The sequence below is a fragment of the Bacillus sp. cl96 genome, assembly GCF_900100505.1.
Taxonomy (GTDB): Bacteria; Bacillota; Bacilli; order Bacillales; family Bacillaceae_G; genus Bacillus_A; species Bacillus_A cereus.
Window position 1 is genome coordinate 133,862 of record NZ_FNDM01000008.1, and the last position, 26,203, is coordinate 160,064.

A 26,203-nucleotide genomic window follows, 5' to 3' on the forward strand; every position below is an offset into this window, starting at 1 on the left:
TTTTTTACCAAGGAAGATATTTTTTCCACCAACTTGTTTTTTTCTTTTCTTCAGTTGTTTTTTCAAATTCTTCTTTATCATCGACGTGATCCATACAATATTCAGTCGGTTCGGTACCTTTAGCGAAATACATTTTCACAGAAATAGGACAATTTTTTGTAGCAATTTTACCGTTCTCTGGATTGATATTAACCGCTACGACGTCACTTGGTTGTTTAAATTCTTTTTTAGGCTGTCCATCTAAGCCCTTCTCCATCGTATCAGTCCATATTTTCTTCGCATACCCCTGTTCTGCTACGTTTGAAATAGATTTAGGTTGATCATATCCGACCCATACACCTGTTACGATTTGCGGAGTAAATCCGATCATCCAACTATCCGTTTCAGTAGAACCAGATTTGCCGGCATATGTTCTTGATAATTTTGATAACATCGATTGACCAGTTACAGCAGCATAACTGCTTAGTTTCTTATTAAACATACCAGTCATCATTTCTTCCATTACAAACGCTTTGCTCTTGTCGAGAACTTGTTTACTCTCTAAATGAGCATCGTATAATATATTTCCTTCATGATCCATAATGCGGCGAATGAAAGTAGGTTTTACTTCTTTTCCACCGTTTGCGAACATGCTATAAGCGTTAACCATTTCAATTGGTTTTACTGGTGATGTACCGAGAGCTAGAGAAGGCACATCTTTTAATGCACTTTTAATTCCAAATTGTTTCGCTGTTTTTGCTAGCGTGTCATCTCCTAAAAACAAATTCGTTTTCACAGCATAAATGTTATCAGAGACTGCGAGAGCTTGTGCCATCGTTACGAAATCATCTGCATAATAATCTTTATAGTTCTTCGGTTTATACTTTGAAACGCCGTCACCTAGGGTGAATACAGTATATTCGCTTTTTAAGCGCGTAGCAGGCGTGAATCCTCGTTCTAATGCCGCATAATATAGAAATGGCTTAAATGTAGAACCAGGCTGACGAACAGCTTGTGTAGCCCTGTTAAATTGACTCATATTATAATCAGTTCCACCAACAAGAGCAGCCACTTCACCTGTCGTTGGATTCATAGAGACGAGAGCAGTTTGTATGTTTGTTGTGTCAGGTATATGATCTTTTACAGCTTGTTCTGCTACAGCTTGTAGTTTAGGGTCTAGCGTTGTATAAATTCGTAAGCCACCTCGTTGTAAAGCTTGTTCGTCTAATCCAACATCACGAAGAAGCGAAGCTTGTACAGCATCTTGGAAATATGGTGCGACCTCTGCTACTTTTTTCGTATCTAATGAGGCAAAAGTTAGTGTCTCTTTCTTCGCTAAGGTTGCTTGTTGCTTCGTAATATATCCTTGCTTCACCATTTCATCTAATATGAGAGCTTGTCGTCCTTTAGCGCGATCCTCTTTCAAAAAGGGAGAATAGACACTTGGCCCTTTCGGGATACCTGCCAGCATACTAGCTTCTGCTAATGTTAACTCTTTTGCCGTTTTATCGAAATATAGACGGGACGCAGCTTCGATGCCATAAGCGCCATGTCCGTAATAAATTGTATTTAAATATCCTTCTAAAATATGATTTTTATTATAGTTTACTTCAAGGCGGATAGTGTACATTGCCTCTAATAATTTTCGTTTCCACGTTTTATCATGATCTAAATACAGATTACGCGCGTATTGTTGTGTAATTGTACTAGCTCCTTGTACCTTTGCCATCGCTTTTAAATCAGCAACAATTGCACCTGCAATCCGTTTCACATCGAAGCCGTGATGTTTATAAAATCTTTGATCTTCAATAGAAAGGGTCGCTTCTTTTACATAAGGTGAAATTTCATTAAGAGAGACATTGTAACGTTTTTGAATTTCGTTACTTTGTCCAATAACAGTATCATCGTTTGCGTAAAAGACGCTTGTTTGCGGGACCGCAACAGGAGGAGGTCCCATAATTTTTGCAACTATAATAATAACAAAAAAAGAAAAAACGAAGAAAAGGACGCAAGAAAACATTGCGGTGAAGAAAAGACGTTTATATTTTTTAAGTTTTGGATTCATAGTCTGATCCATCTTTTTTCAGCCCCTCATTAATACAAGCGTTATTGTATTAGTATTGAGGGTTTTCGTTTATTTTAAACAATGAAATTTCGAAAATAAAAAGCTCCTTCCATTAAGAAAGGAGCTCAAAGGCACGTGCTGGCCAATCGGTAATGATGACATCTACACCATAATCAATCATAGTTTGTAAATCTTTGTATTCGTTAATTGTATATGGACGGAAAACATATCCTTGCTCTTGTGCTAACTGCACAAATTCTTTCGTTAATAACTGGAAGTTTGGATGTAATCCACTTGCTTCTCTATGTTTTGCTTCGGAAATTGGATCAGTAAGTGGTGTATCATATAAAATTGCTCTTGGGATTTCAGGAGCAATTTCTGCTAATAATGAAACAGAGTCATGGTTAAATGATGAAAATACAATTTGATTAGAAAGATGATATTCACGCACAAGTGCAACAGCTTTTTCCTCAATATTTGGGTAATGAATAACATCTGTCTTTAATTCAATATTTAGTTGTAAGTTCGTTGTGGAAAGCCAAATGAAAACCTCACGCAACGTTGGGATTTTTGCTTCATGGAAAGAAGGGTCTTTATAGCTACCAGCGTCCAATAATTGTAGTTCCTCTACCGTTTTTTCAGAAACAAGTCCAACGCCATTTGTTGTACGATCGACGGTTTCATCGTGAATTACGACAAGTTCACCATCTTTTGATAAGTGGACATCGAGTTCAATTCCGTGAGCACCAATGCGTTCTGCTTCTTGGAAGGCAATCATCGTATTTTCGGGATGTGTTCCTTTTACTCCGCGGTGAGCGAAAATAAGTGGTTTACTCATGTGAAATTCTCCTTATTATCTCTTTTCTTTTATTATGAAACTGCTTTAGGGAAAATACAATTGAATATGACAAACATTTACAAAAGTCTAACAGTTGCAGAAAAGTTAACGTTAACGTAAAATGTAATAATCAAGTGAAGGGAGGAATAAACATGTATAAAATTGATGAAGTAACAAAGCAAGTCGGTTTAACAAAACGTACACTTCGTTATTATGAGGAAATTGGTTTAATTCATCCCCCAGAACGTAGTGAGGGAAATATCCGTCTGTATACGGATGAGGATATTGCCAGAATTAAAAGAATTGTAGAAGCGAAAGAAGTGCTAGGAATCACACTTCAAGAAATGCAGCATTTCTTATCACTAAAAGAAAGAATGGAGCAAAGAAGAAATAGCGAAAATCCTCGTGATCGTGAAGTGATTCAAGAAATTAAAGATATGCTTGAAAAACAAGTGCAAACGTTAGACGAAAAAATGGAGCAAATGCAACGTGTAAAGGCAGAACTAGAAGATAGTTTACATCGTGCAGTAACATTTTTAGAGAGCACAAAAGGAGAGTAATCAAAATGGAGAGCAAACAAAAACTAGGGAGATTGATTACAGTGGTGGCTACCTTCCTTGCCTTTTCGGGTATAGGAGTAGTCGACCCAATTTTGCCGATTATTGCAGAGAAAATTGGTGCATCGCATTGGCAAGTTGAAATGTTATTTACCGCTTATATTTTAACGATGGCAATTATGATGTTACCAGCTGGTATATTTGCATCGAGATTTGGTGATAAACGGATGATGACAATCGGTCTTGCGATTGTGACTGTATTTGCGTTTATATGTGGTATGTCACAAACGATTGCTCAATTATCTCTTTTCCGCGCTGGATGGGGATTAGGGAATGCGATGTTCTTCGCGACGGCGATGACTTTATTGATTGCATTAAGTAAAGAAGTTCATGAAGCAGTAGGATTATACGAAGCAGCTATCGGCTTAGGTATGGCTGGCGGACCGTTATTAGGCGGGATATTAGGTGGTCATTCTTGGCGTTATCCGTTTTTCGCGACGAGTATTTTAATTTTCTTAGCATTTATTTTAGTATTCTTTTTTGTAAAAGAACCAGAACGAAAAGTGAAGCGTAAGGCTGCTGGCGTAGGGGAATTACTTAACCTGGTGAAGTATAAACCATTTATGCAAGGTGCCATTTCAGGGATGCTATACTACTACGGATTTTTTGTCGTGTTAGCATATTCACCACTTATTATGCATTTATCAGCTATTCAATTAGGCTTTGTATTTTGCGGATGGGGACTCGCGTTAGCTTACGGTTCTGCAATTTTAGCACATAAGCTAGAAGGGAAATATGAACCAAAAACATTATTGAAGGGTAGTTTACTCGTATTTGCGATTTTCTTAATTGCACTATTCTTTGTGAAAATTATGTGGTTACAAATTACTCTTATCGTTTTATCAGGATTGGCGTCTGGCTTAAACAATGCATTATACACAAGTTATGTAATGGATATTTCACCTTATGAAAGATCTGTTACGTCAGGTGTTTATAACTTTGTTCGTTGGTTAGGTGGTGCGATTGCTCCGATTTTATCAGGAATTATCGGTCATACTGTTTCACCACAAAGTCCGTTTTTAGTAGGTGGAATTGTGGTGTTAGTTGGTTGTATTATGATCCTAATTCCAATTCGTAAACCAGTAGAAATAGAGACAAAAGCCCTTTCTTAAGAAAGGGTTTTCTTTCCTTTTACGGTGCAAACCCTTTCCGCACATATGTTAGAACCCTCTGACTAAAATATATTTTCGGTATTTTTGTACTTTTAACTATACATTTTGGATGTTTTGTTTTATTTTTGTTAGGGGACATTAATGATGTCCCTATTATAAATTTGCATTGAAAGGCGTGATTGTACGATGGAACTATGGTTCACTGAAAAACAAACAAAACATTTTGGGATTACGGCGCGTATTAACCGCACATTACATACGGAGCAAACAGAATTCCAAAAACTTGATATGGTTGAAACGGAAGAGTTCGGAAACATGCTTATTTTAGATGGCATGGTTATGACAACAGAAAAGGACGAGTTCGTTTATCACGAAATGGTAGCGCACGTACCTTTATTTACACATCCAAACCCTGAAAACGTATTAGTTGTTGGTGGCGGTGATGGTGGTGTTATTCGTGAAGTGTTAAAACACCCAAGTGTAAAGAAAGCAACTCTTGTTGAAATCGATGGAAAAGTAATTGAGTACTCTAAACAATACTTACCATCAATTGCAGGCGCATTAGATAATGAGCGTGTAGAAGTAAAAGTAGGAGACGGTTTCCTACATATCGCAGAAAGCGAAAATGAATACGATGTAATTATGGTAGATTCTACTGAGCCAGTAGGACCAGCAGTAAACCTATTTACAAAAGGCTTCTACGCTGGAATTTCAAAAGCGTTAAAAGAAGATGGTATTTTCGTTGCACAAACGGACAACCCTTGGTTCACACCAGAGTTAATTACAACTGTGTTTAAAGACGTAAAAGAGATCTTCCCAATCACTCGTTTATACACAGCAAACATTCCAACTTACCCAAGTGGTCTTTGGACGTTCACAATTGGATCTAAAAAACATGATCCATTAGAAGTAAGTGAAGAGCGTTTCCACGAAATCGAAACGAAATACTACACAAAAGAATTACACAATGCAGCATTCGCATTACCGAAATTTGTTGGCGATTTAATTAAGTAAGAGAATTGTATCAAACAAATAAAGTGTAAGTAGCTCATTTAAGGTGTTTGTCCAGAAGACTTGAACATGCTAGCTACTTACACTTCTGTAGAGAAAATCGTCTTCTTGTTGTTAAAAAGAAGACCCGGTAAATCGAGAAAGAGGAGCAATTCGCTCCAAATTTGAGAAATAGTGAAAGGTTGGGATACCTTAAGTTCCACATAAGGAGGAAAAGAATATGCGTTTTGATGAAGCTTATTCAGGTAAAGTATTTATTAAAAGTCATCCAAGTTTTGAAGAGTCAAAGGTAGTTATTTATGGGATGCCTATGGATTGGACAGTAAGTTACCGTCCGGGATCTCGTTTTGGCCCTGCACGTATTCGTGAAGTATCAATCGGTCTTGAAGAATATAGCCCGTATTTAGATCGTGAACTAGAAGAGGTAAAATATTTTGATGCGGGTGATATCCCATTACCATTCGGAAACGCACAACGCAGCTTAGACATGATTGAAGAGTATGTATCAAAACTTTTAGATGCCGATAAGTTTCCACTAGGTCTCGGCGGTGAGCACTTAGTGTCTTGGCCAATTTTTAAGGCAATGGCAAAAAAATATCCGGATTTAGCAATCATCCACATGGATGCTCATACTGATTTACGTGAATCGTATGAAGGGGAGCCTTTATCCCACTCTACACCAATTCGTAAAGTGTGTGATTTAATTGGTCCGGAAAACGTATATTCTTTCGGAATTCGTTCTGGAATGAAGGAAGAATTTGAATGGGCGAAAGAAGTAGGTATGAACTTATACAAATTTGACGTATTAGAACCGTTAAAAGAAGTATTACCGAAACTTGCTGGCCGCCCAGTCTATGTCACAATCGACATTGATGTATTAGACCCAGCTCACGCTCCAGGAACAGGAACGTTAGAAGCTGGCGGTATCACATCTAAAGAATTATTAGATTCCATCGTAGCAATTGCAAATTCAAATATAAATGTAGTTGGAGCAGACTTGGTAGAAGTAGCTCCAGTCTACGACCATAGTGATCAAACACCAGTCGCAGCAAGCAAATTCGTGCGGGAAATGCTGCTCGGTTGGGTAAAATAAAAGTGAAGCCGACTGTTTAGACCCGGTGACTAAGGTTCTTTCCTGCAAAAGGTGCTTTTTACCTTTTGGCAGGGAAGGTTCTTAGACGCAAGGGTCTAGGAGGCGTAACTGGATAGAAATAAAAGCGGAAGCGGCTCGCTCAGAATGTGAGGGGGATGGAGCTTCAGACGTAGAGGCTCTTTTTGCCTCGAAGGAAGAAGCGAAGCCACCGATCATTCTAGCCACTGCAGCTAGATAAAATAAAAGCCCTCTATATGATTAGAGGGCTCTTATTTTTTCGTTATGTGTCGGTAAGTCGATATATTAAAAAAATCGCCGATATAATTTCATTTACTGTTACGCGACACAAAAAAGAGCTATTCCTAAACGATGGGAATAGCTCTTTTTCTTATGCAACCTTCTCTTCCGAAGTAACTCCGCGAATTTCATCAGCAGAGCGGATCGGATATTTATGGAACACAATAGATCCAATGTATCCGACAATAGTGGTAACGATCCCACATAATATAGCAGCAATTGTTACTTTTACAACGTCATTAAATCCGAATAAGACAAGAAGTCCTGGGATTGGTGATGCTGTTCCTGGTGCATTATTAACGAGCTGGAACAGAGAGGTAATAATACCAGCAAGTGCACCGCCAACGAAGTTTGTCGCATAAATTGGAATCGGATTTGCTGAAACAACATCGGCTTGTGTTAAAGGCTCGATTGCTACAGCAATTGTATCTTTCTTTGAACAAATTTTTAAGCGTTTAAAGAAAATAAAATTCATTGGGGCTGAAGCTGCTACAGCCAGACTACCAATTGCCATTGGTAAACCTGTTAATCCAAGCATTGCAGTTAGTGCCATAGAACTCAGTGGAGAGGTAGAAATAACTGTTATTAATCCACCAAGCATAATACCCATAATGATAGGACTTTCTGTAGTTGCAACTGAAATCATAGAACCTATTTTACCAAGTGTGGCGTTAACGAGCGGATCCATAAGCATTGCCATTCCGCGTGAGATTGGTGCAGCGATAAATAGGATTGCTAAAAATTCCACACCAGCTGGTAATTTCTTTTCGAGAAATTTCACGACGAAGGCACAAACGTATCCAGCGAAAAATCCTGGTAAAATACCAAATCCACTAGTAGCGATACCAATTAAAACAGCATATACGGGGGAAACACCGATTGCTAATGCGACTAAAATCGCTGCTGCGACACCGCTCATACTACCGGAAGCTTCTCCTACTGATTGTAAAAAGTCATTATGAAACATTTCTCCACCTATATAACGGTGAAATGCTTCAATAAGAAAACTTGCAATTGCTGCATTAGCTAAAGCGCCCATCGCCTTCATTCCGTAAGGCGCACGGTAACTGAAAAGTGTAAATAGACAAAGTACAACAAGTAATAGTGCTAAACCTTGCAAGATAGCCATTTGAAAACTGTCTCCTTTGATTTTTGTAATAAAAATTCGTATCATTCAATAATAATATAAAAGTGTATGAAACGGAAAAATTTTTTCTTGGGAACTGGTTGTAAGAAAAAATCCCTTACAATAATGTAAGGAAAGTGTAAGACTTTTAGATAGAGTATAGTATGCTCTTTTCCGTATAATACAAGTATAGATATAATACTAGCGAGAAAGAAGTGCAAACAGGAGGTTCATGTATGAAATTGGTAATTAAAGTTTTAGCTGTATTCGCCATTATTCTAGGTGGAACAGCGTATTATTTGAACACAAAAACAGAAGGTGTACATGCTTTTGTAGACAACTTCTTTTCAAATAAAGAAATACAAGATTATTATGCGGTTATAGATAAAGGTGAGAAAAAAGACGGAGAATACTTGTATACTTTTAAAGGGTATACAGAAGATGGAAAGTTACAAGTTATTAAAAGAATGATGAACCGTGAATTGCATACGGGGGCGTTTATAAAAATTTATGCAAAAGGTATGCAAGGAAAAGGATGGGCTGAAATCCCGAAAGAATCCATTCCGCAAAAAGCGTTGGAAAAAATAGAAAAACCATAAAAGGAGCGACTCATTCGCTCCTTTTTTAGTACGTTAAAATAGTGATAGATGTCTTCTCTTTGTGAGAAATAATTTTTGCATGTCCACCAATTGGAAAAGTGAAAATCGGGGTTGTATGCCCGAAACTTGCGTTTGCAATGATAGGGATATGTGCAAGTTCAGGTTTTGAAGCAATCATTTCTTGAATGTCTTCTATCGTACATTCTGCACCTTTTTGCATCTTTCCTATAACGATTCCCTTTATGTATTCAAAACCTTGCTGCTGCATAAGGGAATGTAAATAACGATCAAAAGTTTTAAGAGTAGATGTTCCAGTTAAACTATCTTCTTCAATAAATAAAATTTTCTCCTTTAAATTTGGCATATATGGTGTACCTTGCAGTAAGTTAAATGTGCTCATATTGCCACCGATAATATCTCCCGTAGCTTCTCCTTCTTGAATTGAAACATATCCTTCATTTTTAATAAATTCTCGATTTTCCTGATCTATATACCAAGAATCATCGCTCCATGTTTCAGATGGAAGGACTTCAATAGGCTCATTAGAAGTTAAGCACTTTAAAAAGTAATCGGTTGTATATCCGAGCCCTTTCTCCATTCCAAACGAAGAGAAATGGGGTCCTGAATATGTAACAAGCCCTGTTTTTGCGTAAATTGCATTATTTAAGGCAGTAATATCAGAATAACCACAGAAAAATTTCGGGTTTTCACGAATTAAATCATAATCGAGATGTTTCAATAAACCATTTGAGTTGTATCCGCCAAGTGTAGTCAAAATAGCTTTTACATTAGAGTCTCGAAATGCTTCATGGAGGTCTTGAATGCGGGAAGAAATAGAGGAGGAAGCAAATCGATCTATCTCATCAGCATATTTTGAGAATGTAACTTGAAAGCCCATGTCAGTTAATCTTTTTATAGCAAGTTTTCTATTTTCATTTGAAACAATACTTAAACTACACGATGGTGAAATCACTCGTATTTCAGCACCCTTTTTTAACTTTGTTGGTATCACTACATTCACCTCTTTAATTGAAAGAATATTTAGATTTAAAAAATATTTTATCATATGAAATAAAGTAGAAGTGAATTATTTTTTGAAATGGAGTTTTCCTGATTTTTCAGCAGACAGACAGAGTCTTTTTTTGATATGATAGGAAAAGTGATTTATTATAAGTAGTATTTAATATCTATAACATTTGAAAGGTGTGCAAGACGTGGAGAAACAACTTGCAGGCTTGCCGGTACACGTTCATTTCGTAACAGAAATCCGTGAAGGGGCGAGGAAGGAAACCGTTGCTTTTGAAGCAAATGGTCAATACTATGTAAAAGGTCAAGGTACATATGTAACATTCCAGGAGCCGAACGAACAAGGCGAAGTGAAAACAATTATTAAAATTCAAGATGAACAAGTTCTCATTATGCGTTCAGGTGCTGTTTCTATGCGTCAGACGCATGTGAAAGGTGAATGGACAACTGGTACGTATACGAGTGAACTTGGTACGTTTGCATTGCAAACAAAGACTGATAACGTTCTTTTTAAATGGTCGGATGAAAAGAAAAAAGGACAACTCTTCTTAACGTACGCATTGCTTCTAAGTGAACAAGAAGCTGGCAGATATACTATTACAATTAATTTGAAGGAGGCAAAATAATGAATTCCTTAGAACAGGTAAAAGGATTGATTAAAGAAGAAATTCAGGCTGCTGTATTAAAGGCAGAATTAGCGACAGAAGAACAAATTCCAAACGTTGTATTAGAATCTCCAAAAGATAAAACAAATGGTGACTTCTCTACAAATATGGCAATGCAACTTGCACGCGTTGCGAAAAAAGCACCTCGTATGATTGCAGAAGAACTAGTTGCAAACTTCGATAAAGCAAAAGCTTCTATTGAAAAAATCGAAATCGCTGGTCCTGGTTTTATTAACTTCTATATGGATAATAGCTACTTAACAGATTTAATTCCAACAATCGTAAACGCTGGTGAAGCTTACGGTGAAACGAATACTGGTAAAGGTGAAAAAGTACAAGTTGAGTTCGTATCTGCGAACCCAACAGGTGACCTTCACTTAGGACATGCACGTGGTGCAGCAGTAGGTGACACTTTATGTAACCTATTAGCAAAAGCAGGGTACGATGTATCTCGTGAGTACTACATTAATGACGCTGGTAACCAAATTCATAACTTAGCTCTTTCTGTTGAAGCTCGTTACATGCAAGCTTTAGGCTTAGAGAAAGAAATGCCAGAAGACGGATACCATGGTGCGGACATCATTGGAATCGGTAAACGTTTAGCAGAAGAGTTTGGCGATCGTTATGCGAAAGCTGATGAAAAAGAAAGCTATGAATTCTACCGTGAGTACGGTTTAAAATATGAGTTAGCAAAACTTCAAAAAGACTTAGAAAGCTTCCGTGTTAAATTTGATGTATGGTTCTCAGAAACATCATTATACAAAAACGGAAAAATTGATCAAGCTCTTGCTGTATTAAAAGAGCGCGACGAGATTTTTGAAGAAGACGGTGCAACTTGGTTCCGTTCAATGACTTACGGTGACGATAAGAACCGTGTATTAATTAAAAACGATGGTTCTTACACGTACTTAACGCCAGATATCGCGTATCACCGTGATAAATTAGAGCGTGGTTTCGATAAGTTAATCAACATTTGGGGTGCTGACCACCACGGTTACATTCCACGTATGAAAGCTGCTATTCAAGCGTTAGGTTACGATAAAGAAACACTTGAAGTAGAAATCATCCAAATGGTACAACTATACCAAAACGGTGAAAAAATGAAAATGAGTAAACGTACAGGTAAAGCAGTTACACTTCGTGAGCTTATGGAAGAAGTAGGCGTGGACGCAATGCGTTACTTCTTCGCAATGCGTAGCGGTGATTCTCATTTAGACTTCGATATGGACTTAGCTGTATCAAAATCTAATGAAAACCCAGTATACTACGCACAATATGCTCATGCTCGCGTATGCAGTATCCTTCGTCAAGGTGAAGAATTAGGATTAGCTACAGGCGGAGACGTTAACTACAAACTTGTTACTTCTGAGAAAGAAGTAGAGTTACTGAAAAAACTTGGTGAATTCCCAGCAGTAGTTGCGGATGCAGCACAAAAACGTTTACCACACCGTATTACAAACTATGCATTTGAATTAGCAGCAACATTACACAGCTTCTACAATGCAGAAAAAGTATTAAACCAAGATAACTTAGAATTAAGTAAAGCTCGCTACGAGTTAATGAAAGCAGTACGCACTACACTTCAAAACGCATTAGCAATCGTAGGAGTATCTGCACCAGAAAAAATGTAATAAAGAAAAGCGGAAGCGGCTCGTTTAGAATAGGAGGGGGATGGAGCTCCTGACAGAGAGGCGTACTTTGCCTCGGAGGAAGGCGCGAAGCCACCGAGTATTCTAGCCGCTGGAGCTGGACAATAAAGAAAAGCGGAAGCGGCTCGTTTAGTCCCGAAGGCTAAGGTTCTTTCCCACAGAAGATGCATTTTATCTTCTAGTGGGGAAGGTTCTTAGACAGAAGGGGCTAGGAGGCAGAGCTGGACATAAAGAAAAGCGGAAGCGGACTTTCGTTTTTAAATAAAAGGCAATCACACGATGTTGTGATTGCCTTTTTATGTGGAGATAATAAAAAAATAAAATTTTATCAAACAAAAAGGGAATTTGCGTCGTCTTATATAAATGACAGGAGGCTTATGATGGAAGAAAAGGTAGAAGAATTAATTGATATATATAAGAAGCAAATATATTCCTTATGCTATAAGTTAGCAAAGACGAAAGAAGACGCGGAAGATATTTTTCAAGAGACATGGATAAAAGTTTTTTCATCGCGGCACCAACTTTCTTACGTGGAGAATTATAAAAAATGGATTACTACAATTTGTGTTCGTACGTTTTATGATTTTTATCGTAAGAAAAAAAGGTGGAAAGATCGAATATTGGATTTGTTTCATAAAGAGGATGGTGGAGAAATAGATTTCGCAGATGATGTGAATATATCAGAAGAATTTATTCAAAAAGTGGAAGCGGAAATGATACGGGAAGTTATACAGCTATTGAATGAAAAATATAAAACCGTGCTCGTACTCTACTATTATGAACAATACTCTTATAAAGAAATGAGCGAAATATTAAATATACCGATTGGTACGGTAAAGTATCGGCTTAATTATGGGAAAAAGAAAATGCGAGAACATTTGGAGGGGTTCGTTCATGAAGGAAGATAAATTTGAACAGAAAATAAAGAGCAGTTTAGCAGAAGAGATAACTCCAAGCGAAGAGCTAATAAATAACACGAAGCAGGGCGTGCGAAAGGCTCAGAAGTTAGAGAGGAAATGGATGATTTGTATTCACACCATTTGGATTGTTTTGCTAACAATTGTTATAGAACAATTTGTCACTCATTTGGATTATAAAATTCCTATGTTAATAGCCATTGTGATTATGATGCATGTATACATTCCGATATATGTTGTAATACAGTCATTTTTAAAGAAGGAGTATAAATTACATGAATGAGTTCGCTAATCCGTTTGTACTATTTGAAGTAGCTGGAGTGACGATGTTTTTAGCTTTTATAGCACTTTTAATATGTGTTGCATCATGGGTATATACAGATGCTAAAGCACATCAAATGAGTAAAGGATGGAGTGTCTTAGCAGTTATATTTCCATTTTTTACCGGTTTTTTGTTATATATGGTAAGAAGAAGTAAAAAGAAAGTTGAAGGAGAATATAAGATGAACTTTGTTAAAAAACAGAAAGTAACATTAGTTGCGATATTGGCAAGTACAATGTTTGTATTACTTAGTGGTTTTGCTTTTGCACAAACGTTAAATGACGCGTGGAAAGCAGGAGATATATATTTAGAAAATGAGAAGCAAGGGGAGACAAGTTACGAGGCGAAATTCTCATCATGGGATATTGCCGGTAAAGATATTGAACTTCAGTATGAGAAGGACACAGAAGTGACATTTTCTTATGAGACAGATGCAAAACGAGGGAACTTATGCTTTAGCGTGTATGAAAGACGAGGAGAAGGTATAAAAGAGTTAAAGGAAATCTGTGAATCGAAAAAAGGTAGTTTTACAGTTACTTTAAAAGCAAATGAAGAGTATGTATTGAATATAAGTGGATTAAAAGTGAAAGATGGATTCGTAAAAGTGAATTGGCAAGAGAAATAAAAGGGGCCCTATAAAGGACCTCTTTTTTATTGAATAGTATAAGTAACAGAAAAACTAACAGGACTATAGTAAACGTAAGGTGCATGAAATTGAACATACATATTTCCATCTGTTTTTGCAGTGAAAATTCGGCCGTAACCATCAGAATAACGTCCAATTAGGTTATGATTTGAGTCATAAACACTGTAACTAGGAGTTTTGCTGTTAGGATGAATTGTTAGTTCTTGTCCTTTTTGAAGGAAAATAGGTTCTTGTTCAGAACTACCTCCAGTTTGCAAAGAATAAAATTTTGTAAAGCTTTGTTCTTGAGCGGCAGCAGCGACTTTTGTTTCAGGAATAAACGCAGTAGCTCCAGTAATTCCTGCTAAAGTTAATGCACCTGCTAAAATCATTTTTTTCATAATAGAAAAAGCCTCCTTATTAGTTGTAATCGGTGTTGTTACAGTTAATATTGTATACGATAATGGGTAGGATAAAATATGCTTTTATGCATATATATTTTTTCTCAATAAAAGACCACTGATAAAATCAGTGGTCTTTTAAATGATTAAGCAGCTTTCTGTTCAGTTTGAGGAACAGGTTTTTGAAGCGAGTTATAAACTCCTGTTCCGATAACGTCTAATGCCATTCTCATTCGTTCAGGTGAAATGTTTTCTAATACGTTATCTTGAGGTGTATGGTATACCTTCTCAATATGATAGATTAATGGATTCCAACTATCGACACCCATCCAAATGAATAGAGCAGCAGGAATACCAGCTTCAGCAAATGGAACATGATCACTAGAACCAAATTTACCTTGTAGGACGAGGTCATTATTTAGTTGTTTACCTGCTTGCAAGGCAGCGTCTGTTACAAAGTTTGTAGAGCCATCAGGTGTCATAGCGTATAAATTCTTTGCTTTATCATAATTTGTTGCAACCATGTCGGCGTTAAAGACACCTAAAATACGGTCGCGTTCTTTCTGGGATAGACTATTCACGTAATAATCGGAACCAAGTAATCCAGTTTCTTCAGAACCAAAGGTAATAAAGCGAATTTCTTTATCAGTTTCTACATTTTGAAAAGTACGAGCTAGCTCTAATACTAATCCAGTTCCAGAAGCATTATCATTTGCGCCAGGTGCTCCGACAACACTATCATAGTGCGAGCTTACAACGACTGCTTTCTCATTACCTGTACTCTTTTTTGGTTTCTTTTTGGCGATAACATTTAGAGATGTTAATTTAGATTCATGTCTCGCTTTTAGGGAAAGAATTGTTGTCCCTTTTTTAGCGATTTCTTCTTTAAATGCATTTCCTTGCGCATAAGCAAGACCAAAGACAGGGATAGACTGCTTTTTCGTTAGGCGGGGATTGAAGGTTTGTCCATAATTTCCGCGTCCGCCAATTAAACTGTATAAAAGAACACCTTTTGCACCTTTGCTAACAGCATTTTCAACTTGTTTATTATAGTCTGTAACTGTCGTTCCTCTTTCAAATAAAACAATTTTACCGTTTACTTCATTTGGAATATCTTCTAATTTTGTCCCACCTTGAACAAAGATAAGGGGGGCTGTAACAGCTTCTGTAGAAATGAGTGCATTAGGAGCAGCACCAGCTTGCCAATTACGTTTTGTTGATAGTGGTGATTCAATGAATCCAACGTATTGATCGGGCACCTGAAATGGTTGATATTCTACGTCATAGCCCATTGATTTAAGCTGCATACCAATGTAACGAGAAGCCCATTCTTCGGATTTTGTTCCACCGGGGCGAGGACCAATTGTTTCAGATAAGAAACGAACATGTTCAATCGCGCGGTTTGGATCAATCTGTTTTGTAATAGATGGAGTTTGTGTAACCTCTGACGTGGAATCCGCTTTTGCTTGCCCAATTGGAGCTAAGCTAACAGCGAGTGATACAGCAAGCAAAGAGCTTACTATTTTTTGTTTCAATGATTTTCTCATTTTTTCCTCTCCTATTCTTCTATTCTCTGTGACTGACAAAAGAAGACGGATAATGACTTTATTTTACCTTCGAGTCTTTTATTTTTCAATATTCTGACATTGAGAAATAAAAACAATATATGCATATTTGCATATTTTTGAGGAAGATATGTATGCTATCATTTTAAACGAAGGTTCGCTTTCTACTCTGAAAGCTCCTACATTGCATGAATCTAGTGTACCCAAACTTTAGATTATGTAGAGAAATGGAACCACTGTAGGGTTTCATTTCTCATGTTTGAATCAGTTGATGGTAATTATGTTTCCGCATTTCATAATTATTATCAGTGATATATGTAAGGCATCCATATGAAAATAAGAGGCTGTTCAAAGGTTTTCCGTACTTTTGGGCAGCCTCACCCCGTTAAAAGGACGATACTTTATGTATCGTCCTTTTTGTATAAAAAAACATCCAATCAATTGAGAGATTGATTGGATGTGAAAAAATTATTAATAATTTTTTTTGCGTTTTGTAGCCAAAATACTTAATAATCCAGCTAGTAGAAGAAGGATACCTACTGTTTGTGTAGGGTCTTCTTTATGACCTGTATTTGGAAGGTGTTTATCCGTATTTCGATCATCTTGCTGTTTGTTATCTGTTTTATTCGATGTTTCTTCGGAAGTTCCGTTTTCGTGTTTCTCAGATGTTTCATTGCCTTTGTTCTCTTCTTTATTTGGAGGAGTAACTGGCTTGTCATCTCCACCTGACGAAGATTCAATCTTTTTATTTGAAACTGTAATTTGTAGTGGTGTAGCTTGGGCTTTATCAATTGTAAAGTTTATTGGTGATGCATCTAATTGATAGCCTTTAGGAGCCTGTGTTTCTACTAATTGATAATTACCAGGTTTCAAATCATTTACGATTACTTTTCCGTGTTGGTCTGTTTTTAAACCTTCTCGGATGATTTTTCCATCTTGGTCTAAAATATTGAAAATGGCACCTTCAAGTGTTCCATGGTGATCAATATCAACTTTAGTTAACTCAATTGAACCTGTTGTTAAACTATTTAAAGCTGTAACAGAGGTAATCTGAGATTGTCCTTTCGTAATTGTGAAAGGAATTGGTTTAATGTTTAAATCATAGCCAGTTGGAGCTTTCGTTTCAATGAACTGATAATCTCCCGGACGTAAATCAGAAACAGAAATCTTCCCATCTTTATCAGTAGTTAAATCAGAACGAACATCCTTGCCGTCCATATCTACAATTTTAAAGATTGCTCCTTCAAGAGTAGTACCATCGATGTCATCAACTTTAGTTAATTCAACTGCGCCTTTAGTTAAGCTATTCGTAGCAGTAACAGAGGCGATTTTTTCTTGGCCTTTTTTAACTGTGAACTTAATAGGTGTTTTGTTTAAGTCATAGTGTTCAGGAGCTTTCGTTTCGATAAACTCATAGTCTCCTGGCGGTAATTCATCCACAACTAAACGGCCGTTTTTATCAGTAGTTAAATCGGTACGAACATCGTGTCCATCCTTATTAACAATTTTAAATACTGCACCTTCAAGTGTTGTGTTTTGCTTGGCATCATCAACTTTAATTAACTCAACACTACCTTCCGTTAAGCTATTAATAGCTGTAACGAAGACATACTTTGTTTGACTTCTTTCGATTGTGAACTTAATTGGTTCTTCATTTAAGTCGTAATGTTTAGGAGCTTTTGTTTCAATAAATTGATAGTCTCCTGGTTGTAAGTCTTTAGCGATGATTTTTCCGTCTTTATTGGTAACTAAATTCGTACGAATGTCGTTACCGTTCAGATCAGTAATTTTAAATACCGCACCTTCTAGCATTTCTTTCTTATCTATAGAGTCAACTTTCGTTAATTCCACGCCACCTTTTGTTAGGCCATTCTTAGCAGTAACAGAAGCGTGAGTTAGTTGACTTCTTTCGATAGTGAAGCTAATAGGTGTTTTATTTAAATCGTAATCTTTCGGAGCTTTCGTTTCAATGAATTGATAGTCTCCTGGGCGTAAGTTCGTAGCAGTAATCTTCCCATCTTTATCAGTAGTTAAATCAGTGCGAACAATTTTACCTTTCGCATCGATGATGTTAAACACTGCATCAGAAAGTTTTGTATCTGGATTTATATCATCCACTTTTACTAATTCTACAGCACCCTCAGTTAAGCTATTTGTAGCAGTAACTTGGAGCTTTTCTTTTTGGCTCTTCTTAATTGTAAACTTAATAGGTGTACTATCTAATTTATAGTGTTCAGGAGCTTTCGTTTCAATAAACTGATAGTCCCCAGGACGTAAATCAGAAACAGAAATTTTTCCGTGTACATCTGTTGTAAGCTCAGTACGAATGTCGTTACCATTCAGATCAGTAATTTTAAATACCGCATCTTTAAGAGCAGTACCATCTACATCATCCACTTTAGAAAGTTCCACAGCGCCTTTCGTTAAGCTATTTGTAGCTGTAACGGAGATAGGATCAGCTTGGCTCTTTGTAATTGTGAATGGAATCGGCTCTTTGTTTAAATCGTAGTGTTTCGGAGCCGTTGTCTCGATGAATTGATAATCACCAGGACGTAGGTCAGAAACGCTAATTTTACCTTGTTGATTCGTAACAAGATTTTTGCGAATTACAGTACCATTCATATCCACAATTTTAAATACTGCGCCTTCAAGAGTAGTGCCATCGACGTCATCCACTTTAGAAAGTTCCACGCCGCCTTTTGTTAAACTATTTTTCATAGTAACGGTAGCAATATCTTTTTGGCTTTTTTCAATTGTAAATATAATTGGTTTTTTGTCTAAATCATAGTGTTCAGGAGCCGTTATTTCAACGAATTGATACGTACCAGGACGTAAGTTTTCGATAACGATTTTACCTTCGCTGTTTGTTTTTAAATCTGTTTTAAGTACTTTGCCATCTTGATCCAGTAAATTAAATACCGCATCAGCAAGTTTTGTTTGAGTGTTTAAATCATCAACTTTAAGTAATTCGATACTACCTTGTTTTAAGCTATTTGTAGCAGTTAAAGAAATAGCTTTCTTCTGTCCTTTTTCAATAGTGAATTTGATTGGTGTTTCATCTAAAACGTAATGCTTCGGAGCTTTCGTTTCGATAAATTGGTAATCACCAGGACGTAGGTCGTTAATTTCGATTATTCCTTGTTCATTTGTAACAAGGTCTTTATGAACTACATCACCATTCATATTAACAATTTTAAATACTGCATCTTTAAGAACAGTGCCATCAACATCGTCTACTTTAGAAAGTGTAACTGCACCCTTTGTTAAAGTATTTGTAGCAGTGACATGAAGAGTTTCAGTTTGGCTCTTTTTAATTGTAAATACGATAGGTCTTTTATCTAAATCGTAATGTTCAGGAGCAATTGTTTCAACGAATTGATACGTACCAGGACGTAGGTTTTCAACAACAATTTTACCTTCATCATTTGTTTTTAAGCCTTCTTTAACTAGCTCTCCGTCTGCATCTAATAAATTAAATACGGCGTTAGCAAGTTTTGTATTTATATCAATATCGTCAATCTTTGTTAGTTCAACGCTACCGTTTTTCAAAGCATTTTTGCCTGTAACATTGATCTCTTTCGTTTGACTTCTTTCAATTGTAAATGGAATCGTTGTTTCATCTAATACATAGTGCTCAGGAGCTTTTGTTTCAATGAACTGATAGTCTCCAGGGCGTAAATCAGAAACAGAAATTTTACCGTTTTTATCTGTAACAAGATTCGTATGAACTTCCTTACCATTCATATCAACAATCTTAAAGATTGCACCTTCGAGCATCGTACGATCGATGTCGTCAATTTTTGTTAATGTTACTGCACCTTTCTTTAAACTGTTAGTAGCAGTAACAGTAATATTCTCTTTTTGACTTTTTTCGATAGTGAATGGAATAGGCTCTTTGCTTAAGGTATAGTCTTTTGGAGCTTTTACTTCAATAAATTGATAGTCTCCAGGACGTAAATCAGAAGCAGAAATTTTACCGTTTTTATCAGTCGTTAAATCTTTGCGAATTACCTTTTTAGTATCATGAGCGTCAACGATTATAAATTCTGCACCTTCAAGAATAGTGCCATCAACATCATCAACTTTTGTTAAAGTGACGCCACCTGTAAGTAAACTGTTTTTTACAGTAACAGGGATAGGAAGATCTTCCTTACTACCTTTTTTAATTGTGAACTTAATAGGTGTTTTGTCTAATTTATAATGTTCAGGGGCTTTTGTTTCGATAAATTGATAATCCCCTGGTGCTAAATCAGGAATAACTAATACTCCGTAATCATCTGTTGTTAAATCTTTCATAATTTCTTTGCCAGTTGCATCTTGCAATGTGAATACAGCGCCGGCAAGAGCTTTACTACTTTCCACATCATCTTCTTTAATAAGTTTAACTTTTCCTTTCGTTAAACTATTTTTAAATGTAAGTGGAAGGAGTTTTTGTTGTCCTTTTTCGATTGTAAATTCAATTGGTTCTACATTTACATCGTAATAAGTTGGAGCCTTTGTTTCGATAAGCTTATAGTTACCAGGACGTAAGTCATCTACAACTAGCATTCCTTTACTATTCGTAACAAGGTCCGTACGAACATCTTCATTAGTATCTCTATTAACGATTTTAAATACTGCACCTTCAAGTGTTTCCTTTTCATCTGCAGCATTCACTTTTGTTAACTCAATACCGCCTTTTGTTAAGCTGTTTTTAGCGGTAACAGTAGCCTGAGTTGTTTGACTTTCTGTAATCGTAAATTTAATTGGTTTTGTATTTTTGTCGTAATACTTCGGTGCTGTTACTTCGATAAATTTATAATCGCCAGGGCGTAAGCCAGTAGCGATAGCTTTACCATCCGCACCAGTTTTTACATTTTCGCGAATAACTTTCTTTTCATCATTTGCATCAACAATTTTAAATACAGCACCTTCAAGAGCTGTACCATCGATATCATCAACTTTTGTTAATTCAACATCTCCTGGTTTTAAAGCATTTTCAGCTTTCACAAGTAGAGTTTCTTTCTGACTTCTATCGATTGTAAATTCAATAGGTTCTGCTCGTAAAACGTAATGTTCAGGAGCAGCTATTTCAATAAATTTATACGTACCAGGACGTAGGTTACTAACTTTAACTTTACCGTGTTTATCAGTAGTTAAGTTAGTGTGAGGGGAAACGTCATTATTATTTGTATCGACAAGTTTGAATACAGCACCTTCTAGTGGTTTTTTCTCACCAAACTCATCAACTTTTAATAATTCAACCTCGCCCGTTTTTAAGCTGTTATTTGCCGTAACAGTAGCAAGAGCTTGTTGGCTTTTATCAATTGTAAACTCGATAGGGTTTGTACTTAACGTATAATCCTTAGGAGCTTCTGTTTCGATAAATTTATAAGCACCAGGCTCTAAATCTTTAACGGTAACTTTTCCATTTGAACCTGTTTTTATATTTTCACGAATTACTTGTTTCTCGTCATTCGCATCGACAATTTTAAATACAGCACCTTCAAGGGCAGTGCCATCGACATCATCGACTTTCGTTAAAGTGACACCACCTTTAATGAAGTGATTTGTCGCTGTAACAGTAAGTGCTTTCTGTTGGCTCTTTTCAACTGTAAATTTAAGCGGTTTTTTATCTATTTCATAATGTTCAGGTGCTTTTTCTTCAACAAATTGGTACTCTCCAGGAAGTAAATTTTTCGCTTCGATTTGTCCGTTACCATTTGTCGTTAATTTTGTATAACCAGGAATTCTTTTGTTATTTCGGTCCCGTACACTAAATACTGCACCTTCTAAAGTATTACCCTCTTTATCAACTTTTGTTAGGATAACTGAGCCTCTAATCAAGTTGTTTTGGGCCTCTTTATTAATTACTGTTGTTTGATCTTCCTCGATTGTAAATTCAATAAGTCGATCATCTAATTGATAATGTTCAGGAGCCTTTATTTCTTTTAAGTAGTAAGTTCCTGGTTTTAAATTATCTACAGTAATTTGTCCTTTATCATTTGTTATTAATTCTTTATGTTCAGGAATGACATTATGGTTTTGATCAAGCAGAGAGAAAACTGCATTTTTAAGCTTTTCTTTGTTATGAGCATCAGTCTTTGTAAGTACTACTTTTCCAACAAATTTCTCGTTTTTAAGAGTATATGTTGTAGTTTCTTCTGCACCAAGCTTAACAAGTTTACCTGCTTTTAATTCTTTACTAATGACATAGCCATCAAGAGTTTTCATTTCTCTGAGCAGATATTCATCGCGTTTTAAGTTGTTAAACTGAGCGATACCATTTTTGTCTGTTGTAATTGTTCGAATAGCAGTTGTACCTGTGCGATCGAATAAAGTAAATACTACGCCAGATAAAATTTTATTTGGATCTGCATTATCTACTTTTTTAATTTGAAGGTTTCCGCGTCCCTTAGTAGCGGAACCGCCTCCAGATCCAGAAGATACTTTAACTACTATTTCTTCAATTTTTTCAGTTTCTGTTAATTTCAAACTATTACCAGTAATCTTCGCTTTATTGCTTACCTTTTCATTATTATCTGCATTAATGAGTGAACGGTATTCTAAAATATAAGCTCGATCAATAGTATGAAGAAATTCAATTGTAAATTGTTGTTTCCCCGTATTGTTGTCTGTTGTTATTTTGAGTTTATAGTCTTTTCCTTCTTTTAATTCGTTTGTTGTATCTTTCGTTAAAGTGCCATCCACGGCTACTGTTGTCCCATATAGGTGGAATGACTTTTCATCGAGAATTTGATTGTCTGTCGGATCGTCTGTTACGACAGCATTTTCAATCGTTGATTGACTTGCATTAATAGAAACGCTCCAATCAATGTACTTGTCATTTTGTTTTGCTTTTTTCGTAACGCCGCTACCACCATTTTTGATTTCGAATGCACCATGAATATTGGCGATAGTTTCCGATCCATCTTTTAATTTGGCGTAATTATCATAGCGCTTATTAATTTCTTCACCTGCAAGTGAAGTTTTAAAGCTGATATGGTACGCTGTTTTAATTTCATTTTTAAAATGAATCGTTAATGTATTTTTATTATCTTTCGTTGGATTTTCTACCGTATATTCGTCAGGGGAAACAAGTGCCCCTAATTTATAACCGTCTGCACCACCAGTTAATTCCATATGATGAATCTCAATGGAGTCTGGTATAAGTTTTTGATTGTTTTCTAGTACGTCAACGATAGAAGGGTCTTTAATAGTCCTGTTATTATAGTTAAACCCTATGTCCCATTTGATTTCTTTCGTTTGGGCATTGTAAGAACCGTATTTAAATCCGTTTCCTTTTGTATAGCCGTCAGGATTGAATCTATCATGAGATTTACTATTTTTATCGTTCCCATTTATATCTTTCCATGATAACTCAGCTGTATTTTTGAATGATTTATTATCATCCTTTTTAGATAGAGTCTCGTAATTAAAGTCTGTTGTGTATGTGATGGTTAAAGTTTTATCCATATTAGACTTATAAATACCAGCTAGTGTTACTTTGAATCCGTCAGCTGTTACATCAAGTGTGTAATCAGAGCCTAATTTCAGTTCAGTTGATCCATCAGTAATTTTAAAACTATCTTTTTGTAATGTAAGTCCACCATAGTCAAACGTATCAGTGATAACAGCATCATTTAACACGTAATTGTTATCATTTACAACAATTGTCCATTTCGTTGTTTTCTTATTGTAATCTGTATCGTTTGCATTTTTATTATGTTTCTTTATGATGTTTTGTTGTTGTAATGTAACTTTGTTTGTTTTACTCCATTTTCCATCTGCAATAATTTTATTTTCAATTTCGCCATCTTGTATAACATCATTTTTGGCTTTCGATGTATAAGTAATCACATAGGCACTATTAATATCTTCATTAAATTGTAAATCAAATCCCTCATCGGTTTCTTTTACAGTAAAGTTTGTGGCGTTGTCACCTGTAACAAGTTTTCCGTTATTATCATAAGAAGCATTTTTAACCACGATAGAACTTGCATCAACTTTATGAGATTTGTCCAAGATGTCTTTTAAAAGCGCATCAGATTGTTTAATATCTCTTTGGTCACCGTTGAAAGTAATTGTCCATTCAATTGTTTGTGTTTTTGGATTATATTTACTAGTTTTCTCTAGATGTGTACCGCGTGAAACAGTTACAGTTGCATTTGCGGATACATCTCCTTGATTCTTGCTGGATACTTTTGCTTCATTTTTGAAACTAGTAACACTTTCGTCAGTAATTTTTGTCGCATATTCAATTTGATATGCTTTTTTCGTTTCATTTTTAAAAGCGATATTTAATTTATCGGAGGATGAAGTGAGTGTATATTCTTCTTTACTAACTTCGGCTCCACGAGTCGTTTTCCCGTTAATATCTACTTCTAACTCATAAACCTTAATAGAATCTTCATTGAGACTGGCTCCATTTGGAATATTGTCTTGGAAGACAGCGTTTGTAAGAATGTCTTTTGTTTTGTTCATTTCGACTGTCCAATTGATTTGATTCGTATTAATCGGTCTATCAGGTATACCTTTTTTATTCATAGATTTCTTTACATTAGGTTTGAAATCAAGCTCGATAATAACGTCTTGTTCTTTAATTGGGAAAGGAATTTTTTGTTCCGTAGTCCCTTTAATTTTTGTTTTATTGAATTCCGTACCAACTTTTAAATGACCATCTATATTAGGATTGTCTTCAACGTACTCGTTAAAAGTCATAGTTACTTTTCCGTTTAAGTCAACAACGAACGTCCCAATTTCATGTCCTGTTCCATCAACTAAAGGCTGTGTAATGGTGTTGTGGACGATAAAATATTCCGGAAGTTGGAAAATATAGTAATCTCCCTTTTTTACTTTTAATGATTCTAAAACTTCCCATGTAAAATCGATATTGGCAGCAGAATCAGGATTTGGACGATTATCTGTATCATTAAATGGTTTTCCGTCTTTATCTGTTAATTTTACGCTTGTTAAAATATTTTCTTTAATTTGCTTAGGTGATGGGTCTGGATTTTCAACAGGTTGCCCTGTTGTGTTATCACCAGGGTTCTCAGTAGGTTGCTGTGTCCCGCCATCTTTTGGCTGTTCAGTAGGCTGCTGAGGATTCCCGTCTTTCGGCTGTTCCGCAGGTTGCTGAGTGTTCCCGTCTTTTGGTTGTTCCGCAGGTTTCTGCTGTGTCTCACCATCTTTTGACTGTTTCGCAGGCTGCTGAGGATTCCCGTCTTTTGGTTGTTCCGCAGGTTTCTGCTGTGTTTCACCATCTTTTGGCTGTTCAGTAGGTTGCTGTGCGTCACTGTTCTTTTGCTCTTCGGTAGTCTGCTTAGCATCATCACTATTAATAGTAGGTGAAGTAGGGTTATCTACTTGAACAGGAACTGAGATAGTCTTAGCTACTGTACCTAGAGGGAAAGTGAGTGGGACGGCTTTTATGCCAGGTTTTAAATCTGGATTGAATACAGTGTCAAATTTAATTTTTCCCTTAACACCTTTTGAATCTTTTACTGAATCGTTAAAGACTATTTTCATTTTGTTATCGTTTGCCGTAACAAAATATTGACCAATAATTTGTTGATCTGCCATCAAGTTTCCTTGTTGGTCATTTTTTACTTTTAATGCGTTAGGTATTTGAAGAACTGTTGCATCTTTTTCTTGTGCAATTTGATGATCTTTTATTGACCAAGCATATTCTAGGTGAATGATTGATCCGGCATTTATTAAGTTTTTAGGATTTAATGCTTCGTCAATAATATGATTCGTTGCATCTTTCATTTCAACAGTGTCAAATAAGGAATCTCCTGTTAAGGTTTCCGCTTTTACTTGATTGTATGGAAAACTAGCAAGTTGCGAAAATAGTACGAATACAATTAAACATACATTGAAAAGTTTTTTCATTTTTCCTCCTCTGAACATTCATTTGTCCATTGGGGACTTATTCCACATGAACAAATGGAATATTAAAAGTATTTGTTATAAGCTATTTATTTTTGCTATCCCTCCGTTTCTATACGCGTTCTCAGACAAACAGGATTATGTTCAAAGTAAAATTGTTTAACGTAAAACAAAATGTATATTTACACAGTTCTATGGAAATATACACAATTCGACAAAAAATGTCGAAAAAAATACTGATATAAAGAATGATATCAGACCTTTATATGTGAGATAGTTTTCATGTATATCTAGTAAAAAAGAATGGTTATAAAGGTAAGTTTTACGATACATACTAACCAATGTAGTGTATCCCTTTGTGAAGGCTTATTTTTGCCTTAAAGTTATGTGGAGATAAAAAGCTAGATAGGGTTGGTTTTGGTCAGA

17 protein-coding genes are annotated in these 26,203 nt (G+C 36.1%); 10 read left to right on the forward strand and 7 right to left on the reverse strand.

Translation table 11 applies throughout. From position 1 onward, the window contains the following. Positions 1-4 precede the first annotated feature (4 nt). Both BLT20_RS18415 and BLT20_RS18420 read right to left on the reverse strand, forming a co-directional pair. Positions 5-2,056 carry a transglycosylase domain-containing protein gene (locus tag BLT20_RS18415; protein WP_000372958.1) on the reverse strand — a complete coding sequence of 684 codons (2,052 nt, stop codon included), beginning with the start codon at positions 2,054-2,056 and terminating at the stop codon, positions 5-7. A 100-nt stretch (positions 2,057-2,156) separates the two neighbouring features. Next, the gene (locus BLT20_RS18420; protein WP_000042779.1) at positions 2,157-2,882 is read right to left on the reverse strand and encodes a glycerophosphodiester phosphodiesterase; all 726 of its coding nucleotides are present in this window, start codon (positions 2,880-2,882) and stop codon (positions 2,157-2,159) included. 152 nt (positions 2,883-3,034) lie between these two features. Between BLT20_RS18420 and BLT20_RS18425 the strand changes: the two genes are divergently transcribed. The 4 genes from BLT20_RS18425 (at position 3,035) to speB (ending at position 6,715) form a co-directional block, all read left to right on the forward strand. Beyond that, positions 3,035-3,442 (forward strand): MerR family transcriptional regulator, encoded by a 408-nt coding sequence (locus BLT20_RS18425; RefSeq protein ID WP_000276560.1) that lies wholly within the window; start codon positions 3,035-3,037, stop codon positions 3,440-3,442. Between the two features lie 5 nt (positions 3,443-3,447). Next, a complete protein-coding gene (locus BLT20_RS18430) occupies positions 3,448-4,611 on the forward strand; it encodes an MFS transporter (RefSeq protein ID WP_000444228.1) in 1,164 nt (387 codons plus the stop codon). Positions 4,612-4,797: 186 nt separating this feature from the next. Then, entirely contained in the window at positions 4,798-5,625 is an 828-nt protein-coding gene (speE, locus tag BLT20_RS18435; RefSeq protein ID WP_000424696.1) for a polyamine aminopropyltransferase, read from the forward strand. Positions 5,626-5,842: 217 nt separating this feature from the next. Continuing rightward, on the forward strand, positions 5,843-6,715 hold the full coding sequence (gene speB, locus BLT20_RS18440) for an agmatinase (RefSeq protein WP_001209831.1): 873 nt from the start codon (positions 5,843-5,845) through the stop codon (positions 6,713-6,715). 388 nt (positions 6,716-7,103) lie between these two features. Here the strand turns inward: speB and BLT20_RS18450 are convergent, their stop codons facing one another. Continuing rightward, complete coding sequence (locus BLT20_RS18450) at positions 7,104-8,141, reverse strand: PTS sugar transporter subunit IIC (protein WP_000996316.1); 1,038 nt, start codon at positions 8,139-8,141, stop codon at positions 7,104-7,106. Between the two features lie 233 nt (positions 8,142-8,374). Between BLT20_RS18450 and BLT20_RS18455 the strand changes: the two genes are divergently transcribed. Then, positions 8,375-8,737, forward strand: a complete 363-nt coding sequence (locus tag BLT20_RS18455) for a YxeA family protein (RefSeq protein WP_000779921.1) — start codon at positions 8,375-8,377, stop codon at positions 8,735-8,737. Positions 8,738-8,762: 25 nt separating this feature from the next. On the opposite strand, the gene BLT20_RS18460 is transcribed toward BLT20_RS18455, so the two are convergent. Then, complete coding sequence (locus BLT20_RS18460) at positions 8,763-9,749, reverse strand: S66 family peptidase (protein ID WP_000613224.1); 987 nt, start codon at positions 9,747-9,749, stop codon at positions 8,763-8,765. A gap of 202 nt (positions 9,750-9,951) precedes the next feature. Between BLT20_RS18460 and BLT20_RS18465 the strand changes: the two genes are divergently transcribed. The 5 genes from BLT20_RS18465 (at position 9,952) to BLT20_RS18490 (ending at position 13,941) form a co-directional block, all read left to right on the forward strand. Further along, on the forward strand, positions 9,952-10,389 hold the full coding sequence (locus BLT20_RS18465) for a YwiB family protein (protein WP_000414867.1): 438 nt from the start codon (positions 9,952-9,954) through the stop codon (positions 10,387-10,389). Next, entirely contained in the window at positions 10,389-12,059 is a 1,671-nt protein-coding gene (gene argS / locus BLT20_RS18470; protein WP_001086456.1) for an arginine--tRNA ligase, read from the forward strand. Before BLT20_RS18465 ends, argS begins: the two co-directional genes overlap by 1 nt. Positions 12,060-12,457: 398 nt before the next feature. Continuing rightward, on the forward strand, positions 12,458-12,985 hold the full coding sequence (locus BLT20_RS18480; RefSeq protein WP_000391642.1) for an RNA polymerase sigma factor: 528 nt from the start codon (positions 12,458-12,460) through the stop codon (positions 12,983-12,985). Next, positions 12,972-13,277 (forward strand): ECF-type sigma factor negative effector, encoded by a 306-nt coding sequence (locus BLT20_RS18485; RefSeq protein WP_000656684.1) that lies wholly within the window; start codon positions 12,972-12,974, stop codon positions 13,275-13,277. The genes BLT20_RS18480 and BLT20_RS18485 overlap by 14 nt, the downstream gene beginning before the upstream one ends. After that, complete coding sequence (locus tag BLT20_RS18490) at positions 13,270-13,941, forward strand: hypothetical protein (RefSeq protein ID WP_001001601.1); 672 nt, start codon at positions 13,270-13,272, stop codon at positions 13,939-13,941. Before BLT20_RS18485 ends, BLT20_RS18490 begins: the two co-directional genes overlap by 8 nt. 26 nt (positions 13,942-13,967) lie before the next feature. On the opposite strand, the gene BLT20_RS18495 is transcribed toward BLT20_RS18490, so the two are convergent. The 3 genes from BLT20_RS18495 to BLT20_RS18505 all read right to left on the reverse strand — a co-directional run bounded on the left by BLT20_RS18495 (position 13,968) and on the right by BLT20_RS18505 (position 25,780). Next, positions 13,968-14,342 (reverse strand): hypothetical protein, encoded by a 375-nt coding sequence (locus BLT20_RS18495; RefSeq protein ID WP_000738221.1) that lies wholly within the window; start codon positions 14,340-14,342, stop codon positions 13,968-13,970. Between the two features lie 146 nt (positions 14,343-14,488). Continuing rightward, a complete protein-coding gene (locus BLT20_RS18500) occupies positions 14,489-15,889 on the reverse strand; it encodes a M28 family metallopeptidase (RefSeq protein ID WP_001232219.1) in 1,401 nt (466 codons plus the stop codon). Positions 15,890-16,378: 489 nt separating this feature from the next. Beyond that, the gene (locus BLT20_RS18505; protein WP_061685355.1) at positions 16,379-25,780 is read right to left on the reverse strand and encodes a SpaA isopeptide-forming pilin-related protein; all 9,402 of its coding nucleotides are present in this window, start codon (positions 25,778-25,780) and stop codon (positions 16,379-16,381) included. Positions 25,781-26,203 lie beyond the last annotated feature (423 nt).

Coding starts and splice junctions, on each gene's coding strand:
- BLT20_RS18415 (WP_000372958.1), bottom strand. CDS start 2,056: ATGGATCAGACTATGAATCCAAAACTTAAAAAATATAAACGTCTTTTC.
- BLT20_RS18420 (WP_000042779.1), bottom strand. CDS start 2,882: ATGAGTAAACCACTTATTTTCGCTCACCGCGGAGTAAAAGGAACACAT.
- BLT20_RS18425 (WP_000276560.1), top strand. CDS start 3,035: ATGTATAAAATTGATGAAGTAACAAAGCAAGTCGGTTTAACAAAACGT.
- BLT20_RS18430 (WP_000444228.1), top strand. CDS start 3,448: ATGGAGAGCAAACAAAAACTAGGGAGATTGATTACAGTGGTGGCTACC.
- speE (WP_000424696.1), top strand. CDS start 4,798: ATGGAACTATGGTTCACTGAAAAACAAACAAAACATTTTGGGATTACG.
- speB (WP_001209831.1), top strand. CDS start 5,843: ATGCGTTTTGATGAAGCTTATTCAGGTAAAGTATTTATTAAAAGTCAT.
- BLT20_RS18450 (WP_000996316.1), bottom strand. CDS start 8,141: ATGGCTATCTTGCAAGGTTTAGCACTATTACTTGTTGTACTTTGTCTA.
- BLT20_RS18455 (WP_000779921.1), top strand. CDS start 8,375: ATGAAATTGGTAATTAAAGTTTTAGCTGTATTCGCCATTATTCTAGGT.
- argS (WP_001086456.1), top strand. CDS start 10,389: ATGAATTCCTTAGAACAGGTAAAAGGATTGATTAAAGAAGAAATTCAG.
- BLT20_RS18480 (WP_000391642.1), top strand. CDS start 12,458: ATGGAAGAAAAGGTAGAAGAATTAATTGATATATATAAGAAGCAAATA.
- BLT20_RS18485 (WP_000656684.1), top strand. CDS start 12,972: ATGAAGGAAGATAAATTTGAACAGAAAATAAAGAGCAGTTTAGCAGAA.
- BLT20_RS18490 (WP_001001601.1), top strand. CDS start 13,270: ATGAATGAGTTCGCTAATCCGTTTGTACTATTTGAAGTAGCTGGAGTG.
- BLT20_RS18495 (WP_000738221.1), bottom strand. CDS start 14,342: ATGAAAAAAATGATTTTAGCAGGTGCATTAACTTTAGCAGGAATTACT.
- BLT20_RS18500 (WP_001232219.1), bottom strand. CDS start 15,889: ATGAGAAAATCATTGAAACAAAAAATAGTAAGCTCTTTGCTTGCTGTA.
- BLT20_RS18505 (WP_061685355.1), bottom strand. CDS start 25,780: ATGAAAAAACTTTTCAATGTATGTTTAATTGTATTCGTACTATTTTCG.